Genomic DNA, 16,533 nt, shown 5'->3' on the forward strand with positions numbered 1-16,533 from the left:
CCATTTTCACTATACCTTTACGATGTCGCGCATCTTTAAGCCTGCCGGAAACGCCTCGATCCTTTTCCACCCCCTATACCAATAGGCATAAAAGAGCCGCCTGCATTTTTAGCAGGCGGCTCTTTTGTTAGTACGGCTTAACTGTGCTCGATCAGCTCAATCCATTCATTGTATTCCGTTTGAAGCTTGCGGTATTCGATTTCCAGCTTCTCATGCTTCACGCCAAGTACGCGGAGTTCCTCGCGGAGGGCTTCCGTTTCCCCGGAAGCATCCTGATGCTCAGCCGCCAATGCTTGTGCCTGTTCATCCAGCAATACCCGCAGATCCGCAGCTGCTGCCGCTTCTTTCCGTGCCGCTTCGAGCTCTTCAAGAAGAGACTTCTCTGCTGCTTCGGAGGCACGTTCCGATTCCGTCAGACGCTCCGCTTCCTGCTTCGCTTGCTCCGCAAGCTGCTGCTCAGCCCGCAGTTTCTCGTTAAGCTCCTTGATCTGTTGCGAGGCAACCTCGATCTGCTGTACCGTAATCCGTTCGCGAGCAGCGGTATATTCCAGCTGCTCCAAAAGCTCGTTTTCGCGTTTTGTTGAATCCGCAAGCTGTTCTTCTTTTTCAAGACTGCGCAGCTCCGTCTCTTTCAGTAAAGACTCTAACTCTTCAATGCGGGAGCGCAGGCTATGCTGCTGCTCTTCCTGCTTCGCCAGAAGCTCGGAGTAACGATCTTCCGCTTCCGATAGACGCTCCTCGTAGCGTTGCTCATACAGCCGGCGCTGCTGCTCGAGTTTACGGTTATTCTCCTGCTCCCGTTCGTCCCACTCTGCCTTGAGCTCTTGCTGCTGACGTTCCAACAGCTCGATTTGCTCCATGTATTGAAGCTCTAGCAATTCATTCTGATCGGTGAACTGCCGTTCGAGGAAACGAAGCTGCTCTTGATGACGCTGCTCCAGCTCGGCAATTTGCTGCTCCTGCTGCTCTGCCATGGCGGCATTTTGCGCCTGCAGCCGGTCTTCCAGCTCCCGATTCGTCGACTGAACGGCTTCAAGCTGCTGCTTCAGCTCATCGTATTGCTGCGCATAGCGTTCCTTCAATTCAAATTGCTGCTCGGCAAAACGCAGCTCCAGCTGCTCCTGCTGCTCTTGATACTTACGCTCCAGCTTGTGCTTGTCCTCTTCGTATTGAAGCTCCAGTTCAAGCTCTTTTTCTTCAAAAATAGCAGATGCTTCTGTCAACTGACGCGCTTGTTCCTCCAGTCGGCGTTCCGCTTCGCTGTATCGGTCCGCGTGAAGCTGCTCGACAACAGAGCGTTCTGCTTCGAATTGGCGCTGCTGCTTCACCATTTCATCCTGGAGAAGATCGAATTGCTCCTGCAATTGCTGCAGCTTCTCGGTTTGTTCCGCGGCAAGTACTTCAATGGCCGTCTGCAATTCCAGCTGCTTGGAAGCTTGCTGCTCCAACTGCCCGATTTTCTCAAGCGATATCGCATACTGCTGAGAAACTTCCTCCAGCTGCTCTTTTACCTCAGCGTATTGCTGATCAAGCTCATTCGATTGCTGCTCCATCGTCCGGATAGAAGCACGCAGCGCTTCTTCCTGCTCCATCGCTTGCATCAGGTGTTCATCCGCAGCTTCAAGACGAAGCTCGTGCAGCTGTTTATCCTGATTCCAAGCCTGCTCCAGCTCGGACAATTTCGTAAGAAGTTTGGTACGCTCTTCAATCCAGCCATTGCGGCGGCGTTCGAAATCGGCCTTCAGCGATTGTTCCAGCTGAGCTAGCTGCTCTTGCCACTGCTGCTCCTTCGACTGTATAAGCTCCAGCGTTTTTGCGCGTTCCTGCTCCAACTCTTCAGCAGCGATGACTTGAGCCAAGGCAAGCTCGTCTACGGCTTCCGCTACCTTCGCTCGCTCGCGTTCCAGTTCAAGTGCCGCTGCCGCCTGCTGTTCCGAGAGGGCTTGCGCCGATACAGAGCGTTCTTGTTCCAGCTGGGCGGACAAAGCTTCCGCTGCTCTAATACGTTCAACCTCAAGCTCTTCCGCGGCAAGCGTTTGGTTCAGCAACAGCTCGTCTGCGACTTCAGCCGCTTTCGCGCGTTCGCGTTCGAGCTGTTCCGCAAGCACTGCGGCTTTAGCACGCTCCAGCTCCAATTCTTCCGCGGCATAGGCTTGCGCCAAGGCAAGCTCCTCCGCTGCCGCCGCTTGCTGTTCTGCTAGTGCTTGCGAAGCCCGAGCACGCTCGCGTTCTACTTGCTCGGCTAGTACTTCGGCGGCTTTCATACGCTCCTGCTCCAGTTCCTGTGCAGCTTGCGTCTGCAAAGCGGCCAACGCTTCCGCTGCTCTTGCGCGCTCGCGTTCCAGCTCCTCTTCTGCAAGAGCTTGCGCCAGCGCCAGCTCCTCTGCGGCTTCCGCGGCTCTCGCCCGTTCTTGCTCCAGCTCCCGTGCGGCCTGGGCCTGCAAAGCGGCCAACGCTTCCGCTGCTCCCGCGCGCTCGCGTTCCAGCTCTTCTGCTGCAAGTGCTTGCGCCAGCGCCAGCTCCTCTGCGGCTTCCGCGGCTCTTGCCCGCTCTTGCTCCAGCTCCTGTGCGGCACGTGCCTGCAAAGCGGCCAACGCTTCCGCTGCTCCTGTGCGCTCGCGTTCCAGCTCTTCTGCTGCAAGAGCTTGCGCCAGCGCTAATTCTTCAGCCGCTTCTACCGCTCTGATCCGTTCGCGCTCCAGCTCTTCCTCAGCCTTCGCCTGCTGCTCTGCTAGTGCTTGTGCAGCTGCCACACGCTCTCGCTCTACTTGCTCAGCGAGCTTTTCCAATGCTTTCGTACGCTCTTGCTCCAGCTCCTGTGCGGCCTGTGCCTGCAAAGCGGCCAACGCTTCCGCCGCTCTTGCGCGCTCGCGTTCCAGCTCTTCTTCGGCCAGGGATTGCGCCAAAATCAGCTCCTCCGCAGCTTCGCTTGCTTTCGCACGCTCTTGCTCCAGTTCCTGTGCCGCCTGCGCCTGCTGCGCAGATAAACTTACCGCTGCCGCAGCGCGCTCGCGTTCCAGCTCTTCGGCCGCCAAAGCTTGCGCCAAGGCCCATTCCTCGGCTGCTTCAAAGGCCCTTAAACGTTCACGCTCCAGCTCTTCGTTCAGCTTCGCCTGCTGCTCCGCCAAACTTGCCGCTGCTCTCGCTCGTTCCCGCTCCAGCTGCTCTGCCAGCTCCTCCGCAGCCTTGGCGCGCTCGCGTTCGAGCTCCTCCGCGGCTAGCGCTTCGGCTAACGCCAGCTCCTCCGCAGCTTCAGCCGCTCTCGCTCGTTCCCGCTCCAGCTCCTGCGCCGCTGCCGCCTGCTGCTCCGCCAGTGCTTCCGCAGCCTTCGCGCGCTCGCGTTCGAGCTCCTCCGCGGCTAGCGCTTCGGCTAACGCCAGCTCCTCCGCAGCTTCAGCCGCTCGCGCGCGTTCCCGCTCGAGCTCCTGCGCCGCTGTCGCCTGCTGCGCGGCTAACGCTTCCGCCGCTCTCGCTCGCTCCCGCTCCAGCTCATGCGCCGCTGCCGCCTGCTGCTCCGCCAGCGCTTCCGCAGCCTTCGCGCGCTCGCGTTCGAGCTCCTCTGCGGCTAGCGCCTGCGCCAGCGCCAGCTCGTCCGCCGCCTCCGTCGCTCTCGCGCGTTCCCGCTCGAGCTCTTGCTCCGCTGCCGCCTGCTGCGCGGCTAACGCTTCCGCCGCTCTCGCGCGCTCGCGCTCCAGCTCGGCCTCCGCTTTTGCCTGCGCAATCTCGAGCTCCCGCTCCAGCTGCTCCGCGGCAAGCGCTTGAACGCGCTCGATTTCCTCCGTCGCCTCCGCCTGGGCTAAAGCCAGCAGCTCGGCTGCTTCTTCCAGCCTCGCAGCCAGTTCTTCGGCAGCAGCCTCTTTCGCGGCGGCAAGCTCGGTATCATATTCTCCCCGAAGCTCTTCCAGCTCCGCCTTGGACTTCTGCTGAACAGCCGCAAGCTCCTCGCGCAGCGAAACCTCCAGCCGGCTTGCCTGCTCGAGCAAATCAACCAGCACAAGCCGCTTGGCCTCGGCGTCGTGCAGCGTATCGTTTTCGCGGCGAAGCCGGAAAACCTCCTCGGTCATCTGAACGGCGGCCAGAACGGCCAGCTTGGGCATATCGAGACGAGGATTGCCAATCGCCAGCTTTTTCATGGCGTCATCGATCGTGCCGGCTACCCGCTTTATATAATCAGCATTGTTATGACCTTTAAGCTTATATTGATGTCCGTATATATCAACTGTTACTACGGTTTGGTCAGCATCCATACTGGGTTATCCTCCTATTCAACGCCTCGCGTTTTTTTAGTCGTACGCAAATCCAAACATTTGCCTTCATCTATGTAACAAAAATCGATTGCGAAAGTTTCAAATATGTGAAAAAACTCATCTTTTGAACCCTTTTTAGCGCCTTTCAGCATAAAAAAGCCGCATCGAAAGTTCACAAGGAACTATTTCGATGCGGCTTAAAAGGTTTCCTGCCTACTTTCTTAATTCTGCGGCAAAAGATTGCTCAAGTTCGGCTACGACTTTGCCGTGCAGCTCGGTCACTTCTTCGTCGGTCAGCGTGCGGTCCGCATGGCGGTAAACAAGCGCTACGGCAACGCTTTTCTTGCCGGCTCCAAGCTTCTCGCCGGTGAACACGTCGAACACTCGAACGGACTCAAGCAATTCGCCTGCAACGGCCCAAGCAACGTCCGTCAGCTTCGCAGCCGGCACGGCTTGGTCAAGCACTACGGCGATATCGCGCTGCATAGCAGGGTAACGCGGAAGCGCCTTGTACTCGATGCCGGAATCAGCCAGCTCATACAATGTGCCTAGTTCCACCTCTACTACGTACGTATCGGCAAGGTCGCTTTCATGCTGCAAAGTCGGATGCAGCTGGCCGACGTAACCGATCGTTTCCGGTCCATGAGCGGTATCCACGATAACCGCTGCCGTTCTGCCCGGATGGAAGTTCGTTGGCTGAGCCGATTCGTAACGAACCTTCGAGGTCAAGCCAAGAACGTCAACCACGGTCTCCAGAACGCCTTTGGCGTCGTAGAAATCAACCGGCTCCGCTTTACGGTTCCATTGCGCGTCTACACGGTTGCCCGTGAGCAATACCGCCAGGCGCTGCTTCTCCTTCGGAAGGCGCGTAAGCTGCTCTTCTTCCGTATGGAAGACGCTGCCGATTTCGAAAATAGCGGACGATTCATTTTTGCGGTTGCGGTTATACGTCGCCGTCTCGATCAATTGAGCGATCAGCGTAGTACGCAGAACGCTGCGGTCCTCGCTCATTGGCATAGCCAGCTTCACCGGCTTCAGATCCTTGCCGGTCAATTCGGGGAACAGCTCCGTGCGGGAAGGACCCGTGAACGAATACGTGATCACTTCATGCAGGCCGGCATCTGTCAATCTTCTGCGCAGCTCGCGGCGGATCGTCTGCGGCTTGGTCAGCCCGCCAGGCGTCACATCGCCGTGAATTGGCGTAGTCGGAATATTGTCGTAGCCATACAAACGGGCTACTTCTTCAATTAAGTCAACATCGCGTGTAATGTCCCCGCGGCGCGTCGGCACCGTTACGGCGAATTGGTCATTAGCATCGGACAGACGGTAGCTGAAATGCAGACGGTCGAAAATCGTTTGAACCTCAAGGCGCGACAGCTCCGTTCCGAGGTAGCCGTTGATTTTGTCCAGCGTTACTTCAACAACGGCCGGATCCGATTTTGCAATTACCGCTTCCACGATTCCTTCTGCCACAAGACCGTCGGCAAGCTCCGCAATAAGAGCAGCCGCGCGGTTCAGCGCCGGAATAACGCGGGCCGGATCCACTTCCTTCTCGAAGCGGATGCTCGATTCCGAACGGAGGCCAAGCTGGCGGGAGGTTTTGCGGACCGTACCGCCGTCGAACTTCGCCGACTCCAGCAAAATGTTAACCGTCTTCTCGTTTACTTCGGAGTTCGCTCCGCCCATGACGCCAGCGAGGGCTACAGGCTTCTCGCCATCCGTGATAACAAGCATATGCGGCTCAAGCGTGCGCTCTTGGTCATCCAACGTAACGATCTTCTCGCCTTGCTTCGCCAGACGAACGTCGATTCGGCCCGTCGTAATGGCATCCGCGTCAAAAGCATGTAGCGGCTGGCCGTATTCCAGCATAACGAAGTTTGTTACGTCAACCACGTTGCTGATCGGACGGATGCCCGCCGCGATCAGGCGGTTTTGCAGCCATTGCGGGGATGGGCCAACCTTCACGCCTTTGATGTAACGCGCGCTGTAATGCGAGCATTGCTCCGGGGAGCTGATCGATACGGCAATATGGCTGTCCGCACGGTCTGCCGCATGGTTGACGGCCGGTTCGGGAACGCGAACCTCGCGGCCGGTTAATGCGCCAATCTCGTAAGCAACGCCCAGCATGCTAAGGCAGTCCGAACGGTTAGGCGTCAGATCCAGCTCAAGCACCTCGTCGTTGATGCCAAGCACTTCGCCGATTGGCGTGCCAACCGGAGTCGATTCCGGGAGCACGAGAATCCCTTCCTGCTGCTCTTTCGGCAGAAGCTTGTCGTTAATGCCAAGCTCCTTCGCCGAGCAGATCATGCCTTGCGATTCCACCCCGCGCAGCTTCGCGCGTTTGATTGCGAAATCTCCTGGCAGCTTCGCGCCAATCATCGCAACCGGCACCTTTTGGCCGGCGTCCACGTTTTTCGCTCCGCATACGATCTGAAGCTCTTCGCCCGTACCGACATCGATCTTGCATACGCTAAGCTTGTCGGCATCCGGATGCTTCTCGCGGGATTTCACGTAACCGACAACAACGCCGGTAACTCCTTTATTCAGGGATTCCACGCTGTCGATCTCGATGCCGCCGCGCGTCATTTTTTCGGCTAATTCCTCGCCTGTATAGCCTGTCAAATCGATATATTCATTTAACCATTGGTAAGATACTTTCATCGCTTGTTTCCCCTCCCTTTACATTCTCGCGAATTGGCTTAAGAACCGCTGATCGTTCGTGTAGAAATGACGGATATCGTCGATGCCGTACTTCAGAAGCGCGATACGCTCAACGCCCATGCCGAACGCGAAGCCGCTCACTTCCTTCGGATCGTAGCCGCCCATCTCGAGAACGCGCGGATGCACCATGCCGCAGCCGAGAATTTCAAGCCAGCCTGTTTGCTTACACATGCGGCAGCCGTGGCCGCCGCATTGCACGCAGGTTACGTCAACCTCCGCGCTTGGCTCCGTGAACGGGAAGAAGCTTGGGCGAAGACGGATTTGCGCCTGCTCTCCGAACATTTGCTGAACGAACTGCAGCAGCGTGCCCTTCAGGTCGCTCATGCGGATGTTAGGACCAACGACAAGGCCCTCAATCTGATTGAACATGAACGAATGCGTCGCGTCGTCGTCGTCGCGGCGATAAACTTTGCCCGGGCAGATGACTTTGATCGGCTTGCCGTTCATTTGCTGCATCGTGCGAACCTGTACCGGCGACGTATGCGTGCGCATCAGAATGTCTTCCGTAATGTAGAACGAATCCTGCATATCGCGGGCAGGGTGATTCTTCGGCAGGTTAAGAGCTTCGAAGTTGAAATAATCCGTCTCGACTTCCGGACCTTCGGCAATGGAATAGCCAAGTCCGATAAATACGTCTTCGATTTCCTGCGCGACTTTGTTCAGCGGATGCACCGCGCCCGTCGGCAACGCTTTGCCTGGCAGCGTGACGTCAATCGTCTCCGCGCGAAGACGGTTTTCCGTCTCGGCAGCGAGGAACGCGTTCTGCTTCTCGTCGATTACGCCTTCGATTGCGGCGCGAACATCATTGGCCACTTGGCCGATAACCGGACGCTCTTCCGCGCTCAGGCCGCCCATGCCGCGCAAAATCTCGGTCAGCGCCCCTTTTTTACCCAAGTACTTTACACGCAAATCATTCAGCTGCTGCGGACTGTCAACCTGCTGCAGCTCTTGCAGCGCTTCTACGCGCAATGCTTCCAAACGTTCTTTCATCGTAAAATCTCGCCTCCACTGTGGAATTTAAAACAAAATAGCAACAAAAAAAGGCCTTTCTCCCCGCAAGGGACGAAAGACCGTGGTACCACCCTAATTCGGATTGCCATAAAAACAGCAACCCCTCAAATCCCGTTAACGGCGGGAACCGGACCTTCCCTAATTCGCCGTAAGCCATTAGCGGCTTGCAGCGGTTCAGGCGTCTGCTCCGGAGTGAACTTCGGCAGCCTAATCCCGTAAAGACGCTCGCAATCCATGGCGTCTTCTCCCTGTACGGAAGCCCTGCTTACTTATCTCCATCAAAGCTTTCATCCATTTTTACACTTGGACACAATAATCTATATTATATGCATTTCCTTATTTCCTTGCAACCATTCGCTGCCAAGGCAAATTTATTTTTCGAGCAGCCCTTGTTCATAGGCATAACGGGTAAGCTGAACGCGGTTATCCAGATGAAGCTTCTGCAAAATGTTTTTCAAATGGTTTTTGACCGTATGCTCGGACAATCCGAAGGCAAGCGCAATCTCTTTATTCGATTCTCCCGTCACCACCCGTTCAAGAATATCCTTCTCGCGGGAAGTAAGCGGCGTTGTCATTGCCGAAGCATCACTGGCAAGGCCAGGTCTGGCACCGGTCTTTGCCGGGTTTGTCCCGTTGGACGAAGCAGCCGAAGTAAATTCCTGCAGCAGCCTAAAAGCAATTTCCTTCGACATCGGCGCCTCGTCATCCACAACGGCCCGGAGATATTCCCTCCAGGCGGAAGGAGAAAGATTTTTGAACAGATAACCTTGGGCTCCCCGCTTGATCGCTTCGAACAGGTGGGTTATGTCGTCGGAGACGGTCACCATAACAATCTTCAGGGACGGATAGAGGTATTTCAGCTGCTGCGTCGCCTCAAGCCCGCCCATGCCCGGCATGTTGATGTCCATCAGCACCAGATCGGGCAGCACGTCATCGATGCGGGCGATGGCTTCCTCGCCGCTGGCCGCTTCTCCAACAACCGTGAATTCCCGATCCGCTCCGATAATTTCCCGCATGCCTTCCCTTCCGTGAGGATGATCATCCACCAAAAAAACTCGAATCTGCCCTTTTGCTTCACTCATTTCCCTTCACCTCCGGATTGAATGCGTACCGTTGTTCCTTCGCCGACCGCGCTTTTTATGTCAAACAGCCAGCCCATTTGCTCAGCGCGATCCCGCATCATGCGAATGCCGTATCGATCCTTTGCATCGATCTGGCTAGGTTCCGCCCCAACCCCGTTATCCTTTATTTCACATACAAAATCCTCATCGCCCTGCTGCCGGCTAATGACCCGAACCTCGGTCGCCTGCGCGTATTTGCGGACGTTCATAAGCGCTTCCCGAATAATCGACTGCAGCTCGACCAGCTGTTTGTTGGATAATACGCCTTCCTGCAGCTGCCAATCGAGCTTTGCGCGAATGCCGCTGTTTTGCAATAAATCATTCACCGCGCCATGAATCGCGGTCAGCCATGAATCGTCAACGACTACGGCCGGGGACTGCAAATTCGCGATGGACTGCCGGACATCCTCGTACACATGCTTAACGGTCTGCCGGATTTGAACGGTTGTGTCCCTTGCATCATCGCCAAGCTCCATACGCTCCAGCTTATCCAGCTTAACGGAGAGCAGGAATAACGATTGGGAGATGCCGTCATGCAGCTCGCGGGCCAGCTGCTCCCGCTGCTGAAAGGACGCCTTGGATACCCGTTCCCGTTGAAGGGCTTCCTGCGTCTGCTCCAGCCTGCCGAACAATCCGCGCAATAAAGTTAACGTAAACAGAAATACAAGAGCCGGCGCCAAAAAATTCCCCAGCTCCATGGAAACGTACGGAAGCAGAAAGACGTGCCGGACGTACTCCCATAAACCAACGACGATAGTAGGGATCCATAATATTAAAAATTTCAGGGATTTGTAGGACATTTTTGCATCTCCTAAAATGAATTAGAATACAAGCAGCTCAAAAGCTGCTCGTGATGATTCATACTTCGTAAGCGATCACCTATTCGTAAGCATTAACTTAATGAATGATCGCACATCACTAATGCTCTAAATGATTAACGCAAATAACATTTCCCGGGTAATCGCATAGTGGACTCCCCTCCAAGTGTACTAGACACCTTGCGAAAGAACAATTCGTATAAGAATGCTCCACCGCGAGCACAATGAAAATTAGAGAGGAGGAATACCAATGACCAATAATCATTTCAAGCTTGCTGAGCTTGAAGGCCATACGGAAGCGCTTGAAGAGATCCGACAATTAGAGCAAAAGCTAACCGGCCAGATGGGTTCAACAATCAGCTTAATCGCTTACGAGTCCGAGGACGAGCATAAGTAGATTCATAACGCCTCCATTTTGGGCATGGGGGCGTTTTTCTATTGACAGGAAATTGAATTTGAATTATTTTTGTTGTACATACAAAATAGAAGTCATCAAACCCCAAGGAGGGCATAGGATATGACAAAAGACATCGACCCGGCAACGGCTGCGGATATTGAACAACAAGTGGAAAATCCCGAAGCTTTCCTGCATACCTGCTTATATTTTACGGCGAACCGCCTAAGCAGAGCTATTACCCGCATGGCAGACGATGCTTTTGCTACCACGGGGCTTGCACCCGGTTATGGCTATGTGATTCGTCTCAGTGTCGCCAAACCCGGCATTACGCAAAAGGAATTATCCGAGAAGCTGTATATTACCCCTTCTACCTTAACCCGCTTTATTGATAAGCTTGAAGCCAAACAGCTTGTCGAGCGCAAGGTGCAAGGGAAAACCGTTCTGGTCTATCCGACGGATAAAGGCCGCGAGCTGGAGCCAGCGATTCGTGCCGCTTCCAAAAAGCTGCTTGAATCGTACCAAGCGATTCTTGGCAATGAAGCTGCGGCGCAGCTGACGCTATCTCTGGAAACAACAAGCGAACAGCTGGAGAAATAACGGCCCGTAACTGCAATAAGTCATACTGTTGCAACTCGAAATGGGTTTAAATCAAAGCTTCTGCCATAGTTCCTTTATCCGAACTATTTATGTTCATACGTTTGTATGTACAAACAAATTAAGTCGAGGTGCGACATGAATCAGGTCAAAAGCAAGTTTTATTACGGGTGGATAATCGTTCTGCTCACCTTCGTTACCCTGCTGGTATCGGCAGGCATTCGTTCCATGCCAAGCGTACTGATGATCCCTTTCCAGGACGAATTCGGCTGGAGCCGGGGAGAAATCTCCAGCGTAGCATCCATCGGCATTTTACTATACGGTCTGGTTGGTCCGTTCTCCGCTGCCCTGTTACTACGCTTCGGCATCCGTAAGGTCGTGCTTATCGCTCTAGCGGTATTGGCCGCAAGCCTTGCCGTTACGCCATTCATTACAGCGTTATGGCAGTTCGATCTGCTGTGGGGCCTCGTCTCCGGTCTTGCAACCGGCATGATGGCCAACGTGCTTGGCGTTACCGTCAGCAACCTGTGGTTTGTGAAGCGAAAAGGGCTGGTTGTCGGTATGCTGACGGCAAGCGCCGCCGCCGGACAGCTGTTGTTCCTGCCGCTGCTTGCCAAAATGACCTCCGATTATGGCTGGCGCTCCGCGATGTATACGGCTGTTGCTGGTATCGTGACGGTGTTTGTGCTGGTTGCCATCTGGATGAAAAATCATCCATCCGATGTGGGTGCCGCTCCTTACGGTACGGATGAAATCGTTAAGCCTACGCCGTTCCGCGGCAATCTGTTCCTGTCTCCTATCCAGAATCTTGGCTATGCGATGAAAAACAAAACGTTCTGGCTGCTCGCCGGCACTTTCTTTTTCTGCGGCTTCTCTACAAACGGCCTGATCGGCACCCATCTGATTGCCGCCTGCGGCGATCACGGGATGGTGGAGGTTGCCGCTGCGGGACTGCTCGCGATGATGGGAATCTTTGACCTCTTTGGCACCACGATATCCGGCTGGTTGTCCGACCGCTTCGACAGCCGCTGGCTGCTGTTCTGGTATTACGGTCTGAGGGGGCTGTCGCTGCTGTTCCTTCCTTATGCGCTTGACGCCACTCCGGCTATGCTCGTCATTTTCTCCGTATTCTATGGCCTGGACTGGATTGCGACCGTACCGCCTACCGCCAAGCTCGCCGGCGAAACCTTCGGCAAAGAAAAGTCCGGCATGATCTTCGGCTGGATCGTGGTAGCTCACCAGATTGGCGCTTCAACCGCCGCGTACGGAGCAGGCGTTATGCGCGACTGGCTTGGCAGCTACACGCAGGCTTTTGTTATCGCTGGCTTCACCTGCTTCTTCGCTTCCCTGATGGCCATCCGGGTAAAACGGCATCTGGCGGAGCGCAAAGACATGACGCTTCAGGCTTAATGCTGTAAAAAACCTCGGGCGGCTCCTTGAATAAGGAGTGTCCGAGGTTTTTTTAACACACATGACGTACTATCCGGCCATTCACTATCCCACGTTTGTTTCGCTAACGAAACTACGTATTCTTATTTGGCAAAAATCAGCATCTTTCGGATTCTAACGAAACCTAGTAACGTTATTGGGCCGAATAAGGGCTGGAATCTGCAAAAAGTAACCAAATAGCGATATGAGGTTTCGTTAGAACAACAGAAAACCCAATTTCGGGGCAATAGCGCGTTGTAGTTTCGTTAGGTGTTTTACACTTTAAATTTCTCAATCTGCAGCTGAAGCTGCTCCGCCATCTGGGAAAGAGATAAAGCGGCGCCGGAAATATTTTTCATCGACTCCATCTGTTCCTCCGCGGAGGCCGATACCTCCTGGGAACCGGATGCCGTATGTTCCGACACCTCCGCGATTGCTTTCATCGATTGCACCATCTGCTCGGCACCCGCCGCCATTTGCTGTACGGAAGAGGAGACCTCCTGAATCTGGGAGGATACGATATTAACGGACTGCTGGATCGAATCAAAGGATTCGCCTGCCGTGTTAACCATCCGAAGCCCGTCGCCGACGTCGTTAGTCGCCGTTTCCATCGCTTGCACCGCCCGGAGCGTCTCCTCCTGGATCGAAGCGATCAATTCGGAGATTTGCTGCGCCGACTGGCTCGACTGCTCGGCCAGCTTCCTGACCTCTGCCGCGACAACGGCAAATCCTCGCCCATGCTCGCCTGCTCTTGCCGCTTCGATAGCCGCGTTAAGCGCCAGCAGATTGGTCTGCGTCGAAAGCCCCGTAATTACGCCGCTGATTTGGCCGATTTCCTGCGAACGTTCGCCAAGCCCTCCAATGACTCGTGACAGCCCGTTTACCGTGCGGGATATCGCGTTCATTTGTCCGATAACCGTCTGAACGGAAGCCGTCCCTTCGGTGGCTCTCGAATAAGCGTCCAGCGTAGTATCCGACACTACCTGGGTACTATGGGCAATCTCCTGCGCCCCCGCCGCAATCTCGGCGATCGTCCGGGATGCCTCTTCAACCGTATTGAACTGGGTTTCTACCCCGGTTGCAACCGAAGTCATCGTAACGGCAATCTGCTCCGTTGCCCTCGAGGTCTGTTCGGCGCTTGCCGTCAGTTCTTCGGCCGATGCCGCTACCTGGCTTGCATTCGTATTGACCGTCTGAATCAATTCTCTCAGATTGCGGCGCATTCTCTTGAAGGAGACGGCCAAATCTCCGATCTCGTCTTTATTTGTTACGTTCAGCTCCGTTGAGGTTAAATCGCCAGCCGCTATTTTTTCCGCAGCTTTGGAGAGCTCCACCACCGGTCTGCTTATTTTCCTGCCTATATATACCGCAACCGCAAGCCCGATCAGAACAGCGGCCAAGCCCAACACCAGCATCGAGGTTTTTGTGCTTGCTGCCTGATCCGCCGTCTCCTGATGCCCCTCATCCATAACCGTCTGCTGATAATCCGTCAACTCGTCCATCTTGCTGTCAAAAGCCGAGGAAATCTCATGACCCTGCTTCGTTACGAGCTCCATGTATTCATCGGTCTTATTCTGATCCTTCAGCTGCATCTCCCGAGTGGCGGCCTCATGGAACTGGTTCTCCAGCCCAATCAGCTGCTCAAGCAGCTCCTTTGCTTTCGGAAGCTTTACGATGGCGCTCAGCTCCTTGCTTAGCTGCAGGAAGCTTTCATGGGCAGCATTGAAATTTTGCGAGGAGGAATCATCCTTCAGAATCAAATACCCCCTTGCGTTAAGCTGCTCTTTTTTGATCGCTACGTTTAGCTCCTGAATCAGGATCAGCTTCTTCGCCTTGTCATCAATCAGCTTGCCATAGGCGCGGTCAACCGTCGTAATTTGGGAGTAGCCGATAAATACGATTGCGGCCAAAACGATAAGCACAGCCAAAAATCCCATAAATAATTTCCTGCTTACGGTCAACTTCATAACTACACCTCTTATTGGTAATTGGATACATGCACGGCTGCGGATTTTATAACAGTCAACGAATTTTCGTTTTATTCCACCCCTTCCATAAATAACCTCATTAACTGTCCTTATTTTAGGAGATTTGGCCTATTTTGATCTAGTACAAAATTTGGGATTTCCACATTTTTGAAGGACAAAAAAAGAGAATGTACCAAAAGGTACATTCTCCCGTTCAAGCTTTATCGTGTTATTTCAGAAACTTCACCAAGTCCAGCTTAACCTCTTCTACCCATACATCCGTAATTTCAGCATCTCTGAAGTATTTCCAGGCTTCATAATATACCTTTGTCATATAGACGGATACATCATATCGTCCCATAGGGAATGTGACCTTATAACCTTCAAAAAACTCTCCCGTAATCCCATCTTCAGTCATAGTTAATCTCTCCCCTAGCCCTAGATCATACCTCTACATCATATCTAATTCTAGGAGATTATGTGATTCCAGTCTAGCAGTAATTTTACATTTCATGAAAGCTTTGGTTTAGTGGTCAAGCTATTTAAATAATCCGGCCACGATGAGCCGGGAACCGGCGGGCAGCTGCGGTCTGACGGCCAAATATAGACCCAGCCCTCGAGCTCTGGATTTCTGGCATCCCGGACCCACACCCGTTCGTAGTCATTGCTCTCCTCGATCCCGTAAAACTCCTCCAGCTCGTCGAGCACAGCTAGTCCTGCACGGTCGATCGTAAGCCATAAGCCTTCGATTACCGCATCGTTCGTTCTGGCCGACTGATCCCTGACCGCAGCCGGATAAGCCCCAACGTCCACCAGCCTGCCCGAAATCATGCCGCTCCTGCTGTCGATAAGAAAAGGCGCTATGACAAAATGGTTGATCAAACCCGGGAGCAAGGAGCCATATACAAACACGGTAAGCGTGTCGCGTACAAACATATCTTACGCCTTGCCCGGCGCCCGGAGAGTAATCCCCTCTTGGATCAACGCCTCCCGAATGCGGGAAGCAAACAGAGCCGCGTGGGAACCGTCGCCATGCAGGCAAATCGTGTCGGCTTGCACGTTTACCGGAGCGCCTTCCGGCGTAAAAGCAATGCCCTTCGCTGCCATCGCTACCGCTTGGGCTGCCGCTTGATCCGCATCATGCAGAACGGCTCCTTGCTTGCCGCGGGGAGCGAGACTTCCGTCCGGTTCGTAAGCCCGGTCCGCGAATACCTCGGATGCGGAAGGCAGGCCGTATTGCTTGGCCGTATCCAGCAGGATACTGCCCGATTGACCGTAAATAATAAGGCGCTCATCAACAGCCAAGGCCGCTTTGACAATCGCCTCGGAGACCGCTTTATCGCGGTTAGCCATATGGTAAAGGGCCCCATGCGGTTTCAGGTGAGCCATTTCCCCGCCTAATGCCCGAACAAAAGCCTGCAATGCGCCAACCTGATATAAAACAAAATCATACACCTCGGCTGCGGTTACCTGCATCTCCCGGCGGCCAAAGCCAAGCCGGTCGGGCAGGCCCGGATGGGCGCCAATTGCGGCACCCGCGGACAAAGCCTGCTTCACGGCCGCATGCATCGTGTGGGGATCGCCGGCATGAAAGCCGCAGGCGATATTCACGCTTGTTATATAGGGAAGAAGCTCGGCATCTTGCCCGAAGGAATAGCTGCCGTAGCCTTCTCCGAAATCGCAGTTGAGATCTACCGCGCGCTTGTCCGTATCAATGTTTACCATGCTGGTGCTCCTTTCTTTTAAGGCTGACGGCTGCGGATCGCGGCGGCCAAATAGCGGATATCCTGCTCGCGCTGGCGATCCAGCCGCTGCGCTTCGTCCAGGGTAACAGGCTGGAACCGGATCGTATCTCCCGGTTTCGCCTGGGCCAGGAGCGGCATGTCGACCGACGCGACATGCGCGATTTTGGGGTAGCCGCCGGTTGTCTGGCAGTCGGCGGCCAGAATGATCGGCCCGCCGCCGGGCGGCACCTGGACGGCGCCGGGCGTTACCCCGTGCGAGAGCAGCTCCGCACGGGACTCTCTTGCCAGCGGGGTGCCGATCAGGCGGCACCCCATGCGGTCCGAGGCGGGAGCGATGGCATACCGCTCCCGGAAGAAGGCTTCACGGGCAGCTGCGCTGAACTGCCCGTGCTCGCTCCCCGGCATCGCGCGTAGCACGATGCCGTCTTCGTCGCCGCCGTAGGCTCCCGGCGGCGCGAACCATGGCGCGGCCGCCCACGGCAGG

General features: G+C 54.9%; 13 protein-coding genes and 1 other annotated feature. Of the genes, 3 read left to right on the plus strand and 10 right to left on the minus strand.

Features of this window, described 5'->3' with window-relative positions:
• Positions 1–137 precede the first annotated feature (137 nt).
• The 5 genes from PGL01S_RS12955 to PGL01S_RS12975 all read right to left on the minus strand — a co-directional run bounded on the left by PGL01S_RS12955 (position 138) and on the right by PGL01S_RS12975 (position 9,900).
• Positions 138–4,247 carry a hypothetical protein gene (locus tag PGL01S_RS12955; protein ID WP_127495041.1) on the minus strand — a complete coding sequence of 1,370 codons (4,110 nt, stop codon included), beginning with the start codon at positions 4,245–4,247 and terminating at the stop codon, positions 138–140.
• A gap of 213 nt (positions 4,248–4,460) precedes the next feature.
• Positions 4,461–6,908, minus strand: coding sequence for a phenylalanine--tRNA ligase subunit beta (gene pheT, locus PGL01S_RS12960; RefSeq protein WP_127495042.1), 2,448 nt, complete (start codon positions 6,906–6,908; stop codon positions 4,461–4,463).
• 18 nt (positions 6,909–6,926) lie between these two features.
• On the minus strand, positions 6,927–7,958 hold the full coding sequence (gene pheS, locus PGL01S_RS12965) for a phenylalanine--tRNA ligase subunit alpha (RefSeq protein WP_116393890.1): 1,032 nt from the start codon (positions 7,956–7,958) through the stop codon (positions 6,927–6,929).
• Between the two features lie 65 nt (positions 7,959–8,023).
• Positions 8,024–8,270 (minus strand) — a binding site (T-box leader).
• Between the two features lie 80 nt (positions 8,271–8,350).
• Positions 8,351–9,061: a response regulator gene (locus tag PGL01S_RS12970; protein ID WP_127495043.1), complete on the minus strand. Its 711-nt coding sequence runs from the start codon at positions 9,059–9,061 to the stop codon at positions 8,351–8,353.
• Positions 9,058–9,900: a sensor histidine kinase gene (locus tag PGL01S_RS12975; RefSeq protein WP_127495044.1), complete on the minus strand. Its 843-nt coding sequence runs from the start codon at positions 9,898–9,900 to the stop codon at positions 9,058–9,060. The genes PGL01S_RS12970 and PGL01S_RS12975 overlap by 4 nt, the downstream gene beginning before the upstream one ends.
• A 268-nt stretch (positions 9,901–10,168) precedes the next feature.
• Here PGL01S_RS12975 and PGL01S_RS30825 point away from each other — a divergent pair, with 268 nt between their 5' ends.
• The 3 genes from PGL01S_RS30825 (at position 10,169) to PGL01S_RS12985 (ending at position 12,319) form a co-directional block, all read left to right on the plus strand.
• On the plus strand, positions 10,169–10,315 hold the full coding sequence (locus PGL01S_RS30825) for a hypothetical protein (protein ID WP_162862759.1): 147 nt from the start codon (positions 10,169–10,171) through the stop codon (positions 10,313–10,315).
• Positions 10,316–10,435: 120 nt separating this feature from the next.
• Positions 10,436–10,912, plus strand: coding sequence for a MarR family winged helix-turn-helix transcriptional regulator (locus tag PGL01S_RS12980; protein WP_116393893.1), 477 nt, complete (start codon positions 10,436–10,438; stop codon positions 10,910–10,912).
• A gap of 135 nt (positions 10,913–11,047) precedes the next feature.
• Complete coding sequence (locus PGL01S_RS12985; RefSeq protein ID WP_116393894.1) at positions 11,048–12,319, plus strand: MFS transporter; 1,272 nt, start codon at positions 11,048–11,050, stop codon at positions 12,317–12,319.
• A gap of 293 nt (positions 12,320–12,612) precedes the next feature.
• Here PGL01S_RS12985 and PGL01S_RS12990 read toward each other — a convergent pair whose 3' ends face one another.
• The 5 genes from PGL01S_RS12990 to PGL01S_RS13010 form a co-directional block, all read right to left on the minus strand.
• On the minus strand, positions 12,613–14,304 hold the full coding sequence (locus tag PGL01S_RS12990) for a methyl-accepting chemotaxis protein (protein ID WP_127495045.1): 1,692 nt from the start codon (positions 14,302–14,304) through the stop codon (positions 12,613–12,615).
• Between the two features lie 229 nt (positions 14,305–14,533).
• Positions 14,534–14,722, minus strand: coding sequence for a hypothetical protein (locus PGL01S_RS12995; RefSeq protein ID WP_015842998.1), 189 nt, complete (start codon positions 14,720–14,722; stop codon positions 14,534–14,536).
• Between the two features lie 92 nt (positions 14,723–14,814).
• Positions 14,815–15,240, minus strand: a complete 426-nt coding sequence (locus PGL01S_RS13000) for a gamma-glutamylcyclotransferase family protein (protein WP_127495046.1) — start codon at positions 15,238–15,240, stop codon at positions 14,815–14,817.
• Between the two features lie 3 nt (positions 15,241–15,243).
• Positions 15,244–16,029: a LamB/YcsF family protein gene (locus PGL01S_RS13005; protein ID WP_127495047.1), complete on the minus strand. Its 786-nt coding sequence runs from the start codon at positions 16,027–16,029 to the stop codon at positions 15,244–15,246.
• 17 nt (positions 16,030–16,046) lie between these two features.
• The coding region (locus PGL01S_RS13010) for a 5-oxoprolinase subunit C family protein (RefSeq protein ID WP_507763294.1) at positions 16,047–16,533 on the minus strand (487 nt) is incomplete at its 5' end.

Source organism: Paenibacillus glycanilyticus NBRC 16618 (genome assembly GCF_004000805.1).
Classification (GTDB): domain Bacteria; phylum Bacillota; class Bacilli; order Paenibacillales; family Paenibacillaceae; genus Pristimantibacillus; species Pristimantibacillus glycanilyticus.

Coding starts and splice junctions, on each gene's coding strand:
- PGL01S_RS12990 (WP_127495045.1), bottom strand. CDS start 14,304: ATGAAGTTGACCGTAAGCAGGAAATTATTTATGGGATTTTTGGCTGTG.
- PGL01S_RS30825 (WP_162862759.1), top strand. CDS start 10,169: ATGACCAATAATCATTTCAAGCTTGCTGAGCTTGAAGGCCATACGGAA.
- PGL01S_RS12980 (WP_116393893.1), top strand. CDS start 10,436: ATGACAAAAGACATCGACCCGGCAACGGCTGCGGATATTGAACAACAA.
- PGL01S_RS12995 (WP_015842998.1), bottom strand. CDS start 14,722: ATGACTGAAGATGGGATTACGGGAGAGTTTTTTGAAGGTTATAAGGTC.
- PGL01S_RS12975 (WP_127495044.1), bottom strand. CDS start 9,900: ATGTCCTACAAATCCCTGAAATTTTTAATATTATGGATCCCTACTATC.
- pheS (WP_116393890.1), bottom strand. CDS start 7,958: ATGAAAGAACGTTTGGAAGCATTGCGCGTAGAAGCGCTGCAAGAGCTG.
- PGL01S_RS12985 (WP_116393894.1), top strand. CDS start 11,048: ATGAATCAGGTCAAAAGCAAGTTTTATTACGGGTGGATAATCGTTCTG.
- PGL01S_RS12955 (WP_127495041.1), bottom strand. CDS start 4,247: ATGGATGCTGACCAAACCGTAGTAACAGTTGATATATACGGACATCAA.
- pheT (WP_127495042.1), bottom strand. CDS start 6,908: ATGAAAGTATCTTACCAATGGTTAAATGAATATATCGATTTGACAGGC.
- PGL01S_RS13005 (WP_127495047.1), bottom strand. CDS start 16,029: ATGGTAAACATTGATACGGACAAGCGCGCGGTAGATCTCAACTGCGAT.
- PGL01S_RS13000 (WP_127495046.1), bottom strand. CDS start 15,240: ATGTTTGTACGCGACACGCTTACCGTGTTTGTATATGGCTCCTTGCTC.
- PGL01S_RS12970 (WP_127495043.1), bottom strand. CDS start 9,061: ATGAGTGAAGCAAAAGGGCAGATTCGAGTTTTTTTGGTGGATGATCAT.